The sequence below is a fragment of the Pantoea sp. GW821-FHT03E06 genome (assembly GCF_059420725.1).
Window position 1 is genome coordinate 3,049,748 of the sequence record NZ_JBWKUG010000001.1, and the last position, 12,284, is coordinate 3,062,031.

General features: G+C 57.0%; 7 protein-coding genes. All 7 read right to left on the minus strand.

Annotated elements, in window-relative coordinates:
* Nucleotides 1-70: 70 nt before the first annotated feature.
* Nucleotides 71-1,192 (minus strand): flavodoxin-dependent (E)-4-hydroxy-3-methylbut-2-enyl-diphosphate synthase, encoded by a 1,122-nt coding sequence (ispG, locus tag AC07WB_RS14255; protein ID WP_097096428.1) that lies wholly within the window; start codon nt 1,190-1,192, stop codon nt 71-73.
* Between the two features lie 38 nt (nt 1,193-1,230).
* Nucleotides 1,231-2,247 carry a cytoskeleton protein RodZ gene (gene rodZ, locus AC07WB_RS14260; protein ID WP_097096427.1) on the minus strand — a complete coding sequence of 339 codons (1,017 nt, stop codon included), beginning with the start codon at nt 2,245-2,247 and terminating at the stop codon, nt 1,231-1,233.
* The gene (pilW, locus tag AC07WB_RS14265; protein ID WP_494940702.1) at nt 2,237-2,971 is read right to left on the minus strand and encodes a type IV pilus biogenesis/stability protein PilW; all 735 of its coding nucleotides are present in this window, start codon (nt 2,969-2,971) and stop codon (nt 2,237-2,239) included. The genes rodZ and pilW overlap by 11 nt, the downstream gene beginning before the upstream one ends.
* A gap of 75 nt (nt 2,972-3,046) precedes the next feature.
* Entirely contained in the window at nt 3,047-4,216 is a 1,170-nt protein-coding gene (gene rlmN, locus AC07WB_RS14270) for a dual-specificity RNA methyltransferase RlmN (protein ID WP_097096425.1), read from the minus strand.
* A gap of 188 nt (nt 4,217-4,404) precedes the next feature.
* On the minus strand, nt 4,405-4,836 hold the full coding sequence (ndk, locus tag AC07WB_RS14275; protein WP_007884899.1) for a nucleoside-diphosphate kinase: 432 nt from the start codon (nt 4,834-4,836) through the stop codon (nt 4,405-4,407).
* A 169-nt stretch (nt 4,837-5,005) separates the two neighbouring features.
* Nucleotides 5,006-7,327 carry a peptidoglycan glycosyltransferase PbpC gene (pbpC, locus tag AC07WB_RS14280; RefSeq protein ID WP_494940703.1) on the minus strand — a complete coding sequence of 774 codons (2,322 nt, stop codon included), beginning with the start codon at nt 7,325-7,327 and terminating at the stop codon, nt 5,006-5,008.
* Nucleotides 7,328-7,333: 6 nt separating this feature from the next.
* Nucleotides 7,334-12,220, minus strand: a complete 4,887-nt coding sequence (locus AC07WB_RS14285) for an alpha-2-macroglobulin family protein (protein WP_494940704.1) — start codon at nt 12,218-12,220, stop codon at nt 7,334-7,336.
* Nucleotides 12,221-12,284: the final 64 nt, after the last annotated feature.

Here is a 12,284-nt window from a genome sequence, read left to right on the forward strand (position 1 = left end):
ATCATACCTTATGAGGATGAAACCGCACAGGTTCAATCACAAACTGGTACGCGATGCGCGCGTACCTTGGTTATTTTTCCAGCTGCTGTACGTTGATACGACGGCTTTCATCCAGCATGGAAGCTTTAGCACGAATACGCGCTTCCAGCTGATCGATCATGTCATCGTTATCGAGGCGATCGCGCTGTCGCACGCCATCTTCGTAGAAGCCACTTTTCTTGGCTCCGCCGGTTACGCCGAGGGTAGAAACCGTGGCTTCGCCCGGACCATTCACCACACAACCGATGATCGAAATATCCATTGGCGTGATGATGTCCTCCAAACGTTCTTCCAGCGCATTCACTGTGCCAATAACATCAAACTCCTGACGTGAACAGGTTGGGCAGGCGATAAAGTTGATGCCGCGCGAGCGGATACGCAGGGATTTGAGGATGTCATAGCCCACTTTTACTTCTTCAACTGGATCGGCTGCCAGTGATATACGCAGCGTATCACCGATGCCTTCGGCCAGCAGTAGGCCTAAGCCAATCGCCGACTTCACCGAACCGGCGCGTGCGCCACCCGCTTCGGTAATACCGAGGTGCAGCGGCTGATCGATGGCTTTCGCCAGCAGGCGGTAGGATTCAACGGCGAGGAAGACGTCCGAGGCTTTGACGCTCACTTTAAACTGATCAAAGTTGAGGCGATCGAGATGATCCACATGGCGCATAGCGGATTCGAGCAGCGCCTGCGGCGTTGGCTCACCGTACTTTTCCTGCAGATCTTTTTCCAGCGAACCGGCATTAACGCCGATACGAATGGGGATGTTGTAATGCCGCGCACAATCCACCACCTGGCGGATACGCTCATTGTTACCAATGTTGCCCGGGTTGATACGCAGGCAATCCACGCCATACTCGGCGACTTTAAGCGCAATGCGATAGTCAAAGTGAATGTCCGCTACCAGCGGCACGTTGACCTGTTGCTTAATCAGTTTGAAGGCTTCAGCCGCATCCATGGTCGGAACGGAAACGCGGACAATATCCACCCCGACGCGCTCAAGCTGGCGAATCTGGTTGACGGTCGCGTCCACATCGGTGGTGCGGGTGTTGGTCATTGACTGAACGGCGATGGGCGCACCATCGCCAACTGGCACCTTGCCGACGTAAATCCGTGTTGATTTGCGACGGATAATGGGTGCTTCGTTATGCATATTCTCTCTCCACAATTCCCCGGAAAGCGCGCTGCGCGTTATTGCGCACCCAGCGTCAGACGGGCAACCTGGTTATTACGGATAAAACGACTTAAATCAACGGGCTGATTCTGATATTGCACGTCAACCGCACTCGGTGCGCCAATTTTCAGACGATACGGAGCCGTACCAGACAAACTCAGTTTACCGCCGCTACGTTGTAAACCGCTGAACAATTTCTTGCCGGTTGCATCGCTCACTTCCAGCCAGCAATCTGCCTTGAAGTTCATCACTACGGTATTTGGATCGCCTGCCGGCTGGCTGACTGCCGCGTTAGCGGTAGGCATTTGGCCGGCCGGAACGCTGTTAGCAGGAGCCGGAGACGTGGCCGCTGGCGGCGCATTATCAATCGGTGCCTGGCTTGGTGAAACCACGGCGTTATCGCTACCGTTGGTTTGCGCAGTATTGCTCGCAGCAGGCGCGCTGCTCGCGGTGTTGCTTTCAGGCGTTGCGACGGCACCCGCACCGTTATCGACTGGCGTACCGGCTGCATTTGTATCCGCATCGGTATTGCTGTCGGTGCTGTTATCACCCAGTGGAATGGATTGGCTATTGTCACCGCTACCGTTTTGGTCGGCCATCGACACCAGATCCGCCTGTGACGCTTTATGGTTCTGCCACCACCACGCACCGGTTAAACCCACTACGACAAAAATCACCAACCAGGTGAAGATCATCAGCCAGCCATCGCGCTTTTTACGACGCTTACCCAATGAGAAGCTCTGCATCGGCTCGATCTTAGCGGCACGCACCGGAGCCTGTTTTGCCATCATCGGCAGCAGGTCATCTTCCGGCACATGCACCAATCGGGCATAGGAGCGAATGTAGCCGCGCAGGAAGGTAGAAGCTAAATCAGCGGGTGATTTATCCTCTTCAATATCACGCACGGTAGTAAGTTTCAGGCACAGGCGTTCAGCGACGTTTTGCTGGGTCAGCCCCATCTGCTCACGGGCCAGACGCAGGCGTTCACCTGTGGAATGTACTGCAGAATTCTCTTGAGTGGCTTCAGTATTCATTAGCTAAATAACGCTGGTACTGTATCGATTGTGGAAAACTTCGCGCCAACCGGTCGCCATAACGTGTAACGTCAGCAGCGTTTCCCTGTTGCGCGGCGAAACGTATCTGTAACCATGTGCTCTCTGCCGTTGCAGGCAAATGCTGATGGTACACTTCTAAAAGCAGCGGAACCGACGTATGTTCCGGCTGTTCAAGCCGCCTTTCCACTTCCCTTAGCAGTTGATTGCCCTGCTCCGGTGCGGCATCCAGCGCGTAACCTAACTGCTCGCGCGCTGCGGCACTCTCATCAGCTTGCAGGAAACAATAGCCCGAAAACAGAAAAGCATCCTGACGAGCGTCGATCTCCTGCGCGGTAATCGCCAGCTTAAACTGTTGATGCGCTTCGTCATACTGCCTTAAACCGCAGAGAAACGCACCGTAATTGTTAGCCACATAACCATTCAGCGGCGCTAATTGCTGCGCCCGTTGATAGTGCCAACGTGTTTGCGCGCTATTCTGCTGCGCCTGCGCCACGCGAGCCAGGGCCAGCGAGACACGATAATCATCCGGTGCTGCCTGCTGAGCACGCAATAAATTGCGCTGTGCTGCGGCATAATCCTTCACCGCCAGGTAGTGCAATCCGAGCTGCAGGCGGATATCCGCTGCACTCTGCTGTACAGGATGATTGACACAACCGGTTACAACAAAACCAGCCAGAATCGCTGCGGGTAATCCGTTACGCATTTCAGTCTCTCCCTAAAAAGTGTGCGGAGAGACTGACACGAGTTACGCCCGGTGAGTATCACCAGGCGCTGGCTTTCAGAGCGCCTTCACAGAGATGGCTTCACCCGCCATTTTCTTACGCAATGTCCGCTTGGTGCGGTCAATCACATCGCCCGCCAGCTGACCGCAGGCGGCATCGATATCATCACCACGGGTTTTACGCACGATAGTGGTGAAACCGTAATCCATCAGCACTTTAGAGAAGCGATCGATACGGCTGTTAGAGCTGCGGCCATAGGGCGCGCCTGGGAACGGGTTCCAGGGAATCAGGTTGATTTTGCACGGCGTCTCTTTCAATAACGCTGCCAGCTCATGGGCATTGTCGGTGCTGTCGTTAACGTGATCCAACATCACATACTCGATCGTCACACGGCCCTGATTGGCGTTAGACTTGCCGATGTAGCGTTTTACCGCCGCGAGGAAAGTCTCGATGTTGTACTTTTTGTTGATCGGCACGATTTCATCACGAATGGCATCATTCGGCGCGTGCAGTGAGATTGCCAGCGCTACGTCGATCATATCGCCCAGCTTATCCAGCGCCGGCACCACGCCTGACGTTGACAGCGTCACGCGACGTTTTGACAAACCGAAACCGAAGTCATCCAGCATGATATCCATCGCCGGTACCACGTTGTTCAGATTGAGCAGCGGTTCGCCCATGCCCATCATTACCACGTTGGTAATGGGGCGCTGACCGGTGATTTTCGCCGCACCGATAATTTTGGCGGCGCGCCACACCTGGCCGATAATCTCAGACACGCGCAGATTGCGGTTAAAGCCCTGCTGCGCCGTCGAACAGAATTTGCACTCTAGCGCACATCCCACCTGCGAGGAGACGCACAAAGTGGCGCGGTCAGCTTCCGGGATATACACGGTTTCCACCAGCTGATCGCCTACGCGAATCGCCCATTTAATGGTGCCATCGCTGGAACGCATCTCTTCCGCCACTTCCGGCGCACGAATTTCAGCGCGCTGCATCAGTTTGCCACGCAGCACTTTGTTGATGTCGGTCATCTGCTCGAAATCATCGCAGCAGTAGTGGTACATCCACTTCATAACCTGATCGGCACGGAATGGCTTTTCGCCCATTTCAAGAAAGAATTCGCGCATCTGCTGACGGTTAAGATCCAGCAGGTTAATTTTTTCGTTTTTTGGGGAAACTACCACGGGGGAAGCGGACGACGGCGTCACAATCTGTTCGGACATAATGTTCTCTGGCCTCGTTGTTACACGTTACGGCTCTGGTTAATAGTAGGAAAAAAACAGCGCCCTCGCTGAGTCGGACTCAACAAGGGCGCATAATTGTACTACATCTGCTGCATGATGCCAGGGGAACCGTTTCACAGATGTTGAACAGCTGTAAACACGCGTGTCCGCTTAGGCATCAACGCGACTTAGCGAGTGCGTGGGCAGACTTCGTTTTCTGCGAAGAAGTACGCGATTTCGCGTGCTGCAGATTCAGCAGAGTCAGAACCGTGGGTTGCGTTCTCGGTGAAGCTGTCTGCGTAGTCAGCACGCAGAGTGCCTGCCAGCGCGTTGTCTGGGTTAGTTGCACCCATCAGATCGCGGTGACGCTGAACGGCGTTTTCGCCTTCCAGCACAGAAACCACAACTGGACCAGAAGTCATAAATTCAACCAGACCATCAAAGAATGGACGACCTTTGTGCTCAGCGTAGAAGCCTTCAGCCTGCTCTTTGGTCAGGTGCAGCATTTTTGCGCCAACGATTTTGAAGCCCGCGCTTTCAAAACGGTTATAAATTGCACCAATCACGTTCTTAGCGACGGCGTTTGGTTTCACGATTGAGAAAGTACGTTCGATTGCCATGTTGACCTCTAGTTAGCATCCTGAAGAATCCGGGAGTCCGCTCCCGGTAAGAAAACGCGCCGATTATAGGGATATCGTTGGGCGTTGCCTATTGGCGATTGGTGGAATTATTGAAAATAATTGATTTTTGTCGGGGCGCGCAGGCAAAAAATATGCCATATCGCTCTACTTAACCGCGAGTGAATACCACTGATGACAGCTGCCCGGCTTCATCCATCACCACTAATTGATAGTTGCCCGGTTGGTCCAGCACTAACCCCGCACTATTTTTCCCGGCATCCCGCTCCAGCGGCTCTCCATTCAAAAACCACCAGCGCTCGGTACCTTGCCCGCCCTGAACGGCGACCGGCATTACCAGCACTACTTTGCCCGGCAGCGGCTGCACGCGCTGGCCGCTGATGACACCAGTGATCACCAGCGGCGGCGCATTGCCCTGATTGAGCGGCGGACAGGCGGGATCGATGGGCGGTAAACGCTGCGTTCGCCGCTCTGCAATCGGCAGCCATGGCTCAAGCGGCAATGGCCACATCACACGTTCGCGGCTTTGCGCGTCAGGACAATCGGCCGCCACCCGCAAACCGTGGCTATTCTGCCAGTAGCGCTGGCGCAAGCCATTGACGCTTTCCTGGCCCGGCGCCAGCAGCGTCGGCGGCACGGTTTGATTCAGTACCCAACTTTGACGGCGCTGACGGCAATTTTCGTCGCCTAATGGCAACGGCTGTCCGCCGGGCCAGCAAATGCTCATTGCGCTGACAGAAGCTGGACGAGGATCGCGTGGCACGCTCACCGCCCCGTGTCCGGCCAGCAGATGATTGACCTGATTCATCACTGGCACTGCCGAAGCAAATCCAAACTGTCCGGCGACCGGCGTGGCATCCGGCCGTCCCACCCACACGCCAATCAAATAGCGCGGCGTGATACCTATGGTCCACGCATCGCGATAGCCGTAACTGGTGCCGGTTTTCCACGCCAGCGGCGCAACATCGGCGACTGCGCCACTGGCCGGCGGTTGCGCTGCACCTGCCAGAATTCGCCGTACAATCCATGCGGCACCTGGCGACAACAGCCGCCTTTCTTGCAACGGCTGTGTCGTCAGCCAGCGAAGCTGCGCCGCGTTACCGTGTCGGGCAAAAGCGCTGTAGGCCGCCACAATGTCATCCATCCGCGCACCGGTACCGCCAAGGATCAGCGACAGATTAGGTTCTGCTCCCGCCGGGAAGCGTAGGTTTAGCCCCACATTACGCAGTCGTGCAGCGACCGTTTTCGGCCCCAGGGCATCCAAAAGCTGCACCGCTGGCAGATTCAGCGATCGCTCCAGCGCTTCACTGGCGCTTACTGGCCCATGGAAGCCCGAATCAAAGTTGCCAGGACGATAGTCGCCAAAGCGGCGCGGTACATCCTGCAACAGTGATTCGCCATGAATCAGCCCCTCATCCAGCGCCATGCCATAAACAAAGGGTTTTAGCACCGAGCCCGGCGATCGCACGCTGGCTATCATGTCCACATGACCAAAGCGGCTGTCGTCAGTGAAATCCGCCGATCCCACATAGCCCCGCACCTTCATGCTCTGGTGATCCACCACCAGCAGCGCCAGCGAGGTGCGCGACGGCAGGTTGCTTTTTAGCGACGCCGCCAGATTTTCCAGCTCGCGCTGGAGCGACAGATCAATTGTGGAGGTAATTTTGTTGTCGGGTGATAGCGACAATAAGCGCCGGGCCAGCAGCGGCGCACGTTGTGGCATCTGGCGCGGCGCTAGCCAAACGGCTTCTTGTTTGATTTCGGCGACATCTTGCAGCGACCAGACGTGATACTCAGCCAATCGATCCAGCACTTTATTGCGTGCCGCTGCGGCGCGCTGCGGCCAGCGGTCCGGACGTAAGCGGCTCGGCGCCTGTGGCAGCACCGCAAGCAGCGCGGCTTCACCTTTGGTGAGCTGTGACGGCGGCTTTCCCAGCCAAATCCAGCTCGCCGCGCCAACGCCTTCCACCGTGCCGCCAAAAGGCGCGCGATTAAGATAGAGCGTGAGAATATCGCGTTTGGAGAGATGATATTCCAGCTGCAGCGCACGCCACGCCTGCACCACTTTACCGCGCACGGTGCGCGGCTGTGGATCGATAAGTCGTGCTACCTGCATGGTGATGGTGCTGCCACCGGAAACCACCCCGCGATGCAACACGTTTTGCCCAACGGCGCGAACAATCGCCAGTGGGTTAATGCCGGGATGGCGCCAGAACCAGCGATCTTCGTAGGTGAGCAGCGCCTCGATATAGGCGGGTGACACCTCATCAAGAGTGACCGGGTAGCGCCATATGCCTTGCGGGTCTGCAAAGCGCCACAGCGGCGTGCCATCTTCTGCCACCACCACGCGCGCCGGTTGTACTTCACGCAGCGGCAATGGCATGAGGCGATCCAGCAGCCACAGCGCAGCCACCAGCAGCAGTAAACAAAGCGGCAGCCAGCGCCACCGCTTTGAGCGGTTCCTCCTACCCATCAACACTTATCGCACATTGATTTTTTCAGGCGTCGTACCAATCGCGCGCCACTCAGGCACATACATCGATTCCACCTGCGGCGGCGGCAGGCGATAGCTGCCCGGCGTGACCGCACGCGCCAGATACAGCAGCGTGCCCGGCGTGTAGCCGTCGAGCGCCAGCGCGGCGACAAAGCGATCGTCACGGAACTCAATATGTTTAATATTGGCCTGCTGCATATCCATCATGCTCTCTTTCAGCGCATCGGCGCTGTCGCCCAAGCTGGCGCTGCTGTCGCTCAGGTTCTGGTTTTCCAGCTCGAGTCCGGCAGGCAGCAGATCCACCACCAGCGCATCGCTGACCCGCTCGCTGGCCGCAATCTTCAATCGTACCACCAGCAGTTCGCCACTTTTCAGGTTGGTGAGGTCGGCGGGCTTACCGTCCAGTGAAAAGTATTCCCGGCTGATCTTCAGCACATTACTCATTGGCGCCGGTGCGTTGCGCGGATAGCCCACCACATTCAGCGTGCCATAAAGTGGCGACGCGTTGTCGCTTTTTACCGACACGCCTTGTCGCAGCTGATCTTCAGTCATGCCGATATTCAGTGGCTGATTGCTACTCAGCGGCTGCGCGTTGCCTTGCAGTGTCGCCTGCCAGTTTTCACCTTTGTGCTGCTGCAAGGTGCGAGCGGCAAGGAACAACGCATTGTTTTCCTGGGTGGAGAACCAACGTTGCCCATGAACAGCTTTCGCTAGCTCGATCAGCAGCGGACCTTGCATCTCCGGCAGCAGTTGGTTTTCGGTGAGTAGCGACAGAATCAGCGCGCGATCGCGCACCGGGCTGCCGTAATCGCCAAGCCAGCTGTTCGGCTTACGTTCAAGACCAATACCTTGCGCCAGCGCCAGCTGTGCGCGTTGCTGATCGCCCATCATTTTCAACGCCACGCCAAGCTGCACCATTGCCAGCCCGGATTTGGCCTGCTCACGCTTTTCATACAGTGCGCGCAATGCGCCAAGTGGAGCCTGTTGCTGGCGGGCCAGCACCAATCCAGCATAGGCCTGCACGCTGAAACGTAAACCATCGGCATCGCTGCTCCAGCTGGTTTCGATCTGCGCCGGGTCCTGCAGGTAGCGCAGCAAGCGTTCATCGGCGCGGCTGATCACGCCATCCGGCACGCTGTAGCCCGCTTCGCTGGCGCGCAATAAGAAATCGGTGACGTAAGCGGTGAGCCAAAACTCTTCCTGACTCTCTTTGCTCCACAGGCCAAAGCTCCCGTTGCCACGCTGCATGCCAGCCAGACGCGCGATGCCGGTATCAATTGACGCGCGGCGCGCCTCATCGCTACTGGTTTTAATGCCCATCGCCGTCAGCTGCGCATGATTGGTGAACACCGAGGGCCAAATGCCGCTGGCGGTCTGCTCCAGACAGCCGTAGGGATAGGCATACAGCGAGCTGATGAAGCTGGCGATATTCAGCGGTGGACGGTTGCTGAGTGACAGTTGTCCACTCAGGGTATCCTGCTGTAGTCCATTGAAAGCACTCGCCATCACCTGCCAGTTCTGGCCGGTTTGCATCACGTTATCGAAGCTCAGCGTTTGCGCCGGATAAGCCGGGCGTACGCCAATTTTCCAACTGCGCTCACTCGCTGCCAGGGTTTCGCCCGGCAAACTCATGCCGGATACGTTGACCTGCATATTGCCTTCGCCAAAGCCGCCCTGCGCTTTCACCGGGATCTGCAGCGTGGTGCGTGCGCCTTTCGCTAGCTGCACGCTGGCGGGGATCTGGCCGTTAAGTGCAATCAGGCCGCTGGCGCTGACGTTAATTTTTAGCGTTTGCGCTTGATCGGTGAGATTGGTGAGATCCAGTGCCAGCGTGGATTGATCGCCGCTGGCAAGGAAGCGCGGCGTCGCCAGTTCGCTGATCAACGGTGCGGCAACCACCAGCTTGCGATCGGCAGCGCCAAAGCTATCGTCGCTCCAGGCCTGTGCCATTAAACGCAGCTCACCATTAAAAGCCGGGATCGGCAGTTCCAGCGTGCCTTCACCGTTGGCATCCAGCGTCACCGGCTGCAGCTGTTGTGCGATGATCTGCACGTCGGTAACCGGCTTTTTACCGCCGCGCGAAAGCGCATCCGCCTCGTCGCCGTCACCGCCAAAGCGCAGCGCGGCCAGCTTGCCGCCGCCTTCAATTAGCTGACCAAATACATCGTATTGATCGGCGTTATAGCGCTTACGACCAAAGAAGGCGTCCCATGGATTGGGGGTTTTGTAATCGGTGATGTTAAGCACGCCGCTATCTACAGCAGACAGCAATACCTGAACCTGCTTCGGCAATGCGCCACCTTCACGGCTGGCTTTTACCTTCACTTTTAAGGTCTGCTCAGGGCGGATTTTATCCGGCGCGTCTAACGCTAAGCTGAGGCGGCGCGCTTCAGTGGCCATCGGCAGATGCAACAAGCCGACCGCGCGTTTCGGCGTAACGCCGCTAGCTTTGTCGCCGTCACGTACTACGATGGCGCTGAGATAGAGATCGTGTCGCTGCCAGCTGTCGCTAATCGGCACATCAATGGTTGCGCCGCCCGCCGGAACATCCAACGGTTGCCACCACAGCGTGCCGCTGCTGGATTCCACCATCAGATAGCCTTTACCGGCGGCGGGTGATTCAACCTGCACATGCGCGGTGTCGCCCCCTTGATAGGCGGTTTTATCAATCTTCAGTTTGACCTGATCCGGACGCAGCGCGCCGGTGCCGTTGGTGTTGTCCTGCCAGCCATATCCGGCCTGGAACCGTACGCTGCTGATGATGTTGTCACCGGCATGTACCTCCAGACGATAGCTGCCCCACTCCACCGGGAAACTCACTTTCTGACTGCCGCCAGCGGGAAGAGTGATGCGCTGCTGCTCTTCCTGCAGATCTTTTTGATCGTAGCGCGATTGCCAACCTTCGCTGTCGGAAAAGCTCCAGTAATAGTCGCGGCGTTCGTGGATCAAGCGTACATCCAGATCCTGCGCCGCCAGTTTTTCACCCTGCGCATTTGCGTATACCACATCGAACTCGGCGAGGCTGTTTTCCGCCACCGTGGGCTCATCGTGATAGCGATCGGTACGATAGTCATATACCGATTCACTGTTAAACAGCGGACGAATCCCCGGCAGCGCAGGCGCGGGCCAGATTGCCTGGGTAGCGCGACGCGTCACCGGACGGCCGCCGGTTTCCAGCAGGCTGGCTTGCAGAATCAGGTTGAGCGGCGAATGGCTCTCCTTCCAGCTGCTCTCAACCTTAAGCTGCAGCTTTCCGCTCTCATCCAACTTCTCGTCTACGTCATCCAGCGTACGTTTCACATCTTCGGTGATGTCACCAAACTGATAACCCGGCAGCGCCGCAACCGCGTCACGCGCTAGGCGCAGGAACAGTTGCCCTTGTAATTCATTGCCAGCAGCAGGCGCACCGTATAGATAGCGCCCGTCCACATCAAAGGTAACGTCTGCAGCCGGATTGAGCGGCTGTGCGTTGTTACTCAGCGCCAGCGCCATGCGCTCGGGTAGGAAATCTTCGACGTGGAACGGCCAGCTACGCGGCTGGTTGTCACCGCTGTTAATGCGCAGTGTCCATTCACCGGTCATGGCTGAGGGAGGTAACGCGAAGCGATGTTGATAAACGCCGTTGTCCGCTTGCCAGACGAAGGTTTGCGATACTTCACCATTCGGCTGCACCACTTCGGCTTTCACCGGCTGCGGCGGCAAAGGTTTACCATCAGCATCACGCAGTAGCGCATTGACGATCACCGTTTCACCGGGACGATAGAGATCGCGCGGGCCAAAGATGAAGAACTGTTTGTCATAGCCTTGCGGGCCATCAATCGGGAACTCCGCCAGATCCAGCGCGGGTCGAGCGAGATCGATCAGCGAAGTTTGGCCTTTTTGTGTTGCCAGTAGCAACTTGCCTTTGGCATGCGCGGGTAAACGCAAATGGCCGTTACGGTCGCTGGTACCGCTCGCCAGCTGCTTGCCCTTTTCATCCAGCAACTGCACGCTGACGTCATCAAGCGGTGCGCCATTGACCAGACTTTGGGCAAACAGCTCCAACTGATCAGGGAATTGGTGCAGCGACAGGCCGATGTCGCTCAGGGTAAACAGTGTAGCCGGTTGCGTGTAGCTGTAAGTTCCAGCCTGTTTCATCACCGCCAGATACACGCCCGGCTGTTTTAGCGCCTCGACATCGCCCAACGGCAGCTGCATTTTTTCGCGCGTGTTACGCGCCGGATTAAGATCGAAACGCCCGCTGTAGACCAGATCGGCGTTTTTGAGCAGATCGCGTGATTCCCAGTACGAGATATTATTGCCGTAATTCCACTGAGCGAGGAAATCCGCCAGCGTGGCCTTCTTCACGCGGAAGAAATCCACGTCGACGTTGTTCACATTCAGCGCCAGCACCGGTAATCCCTGTGTCAGGCGCAGCGGCAGCAGCGAACCGCGGCTGGCAAAACCCACCATCGGCTGGATATCACGCGTGGTCAGGGTCTGGCTAAAGGGCGCAGATAACGTGCTGCCATCGATCGCTTTGAGGCCAGCATCGACATTGACGGTCAATTTGCGAGAGGGTTCAGGATGGCGAAAACGTAGCACTTTACCGTTTTGCGCCAGCTCCCAGCCGCCATCAACTTTGCCACTTTTGTCATCGATAATTTGCACGCGTGCCGCGAAATCCTGCTGGCTATCGAGCGGCGCGTTAAAGGTCAACACCAGCGCTGCGGCACCGTCGAGTTGCAGTTCGGAGAGATCGATAACGGAGAGTGATTTCTGCGTTGCTGTTGCGGCTGCAGTTTCCGCCGCGTAGAGCGTCGATGCTGTGCCGCCCAGTAGTACACCACCGATCAGCATGCTGAGCAGCAGCCGGTTAGAAGGTTTTGCCATGGTAAATCCCTCACCACTCTCAAGTTAAGAAAACGTAATGTTGCGCAATTTCACATCAACCCGC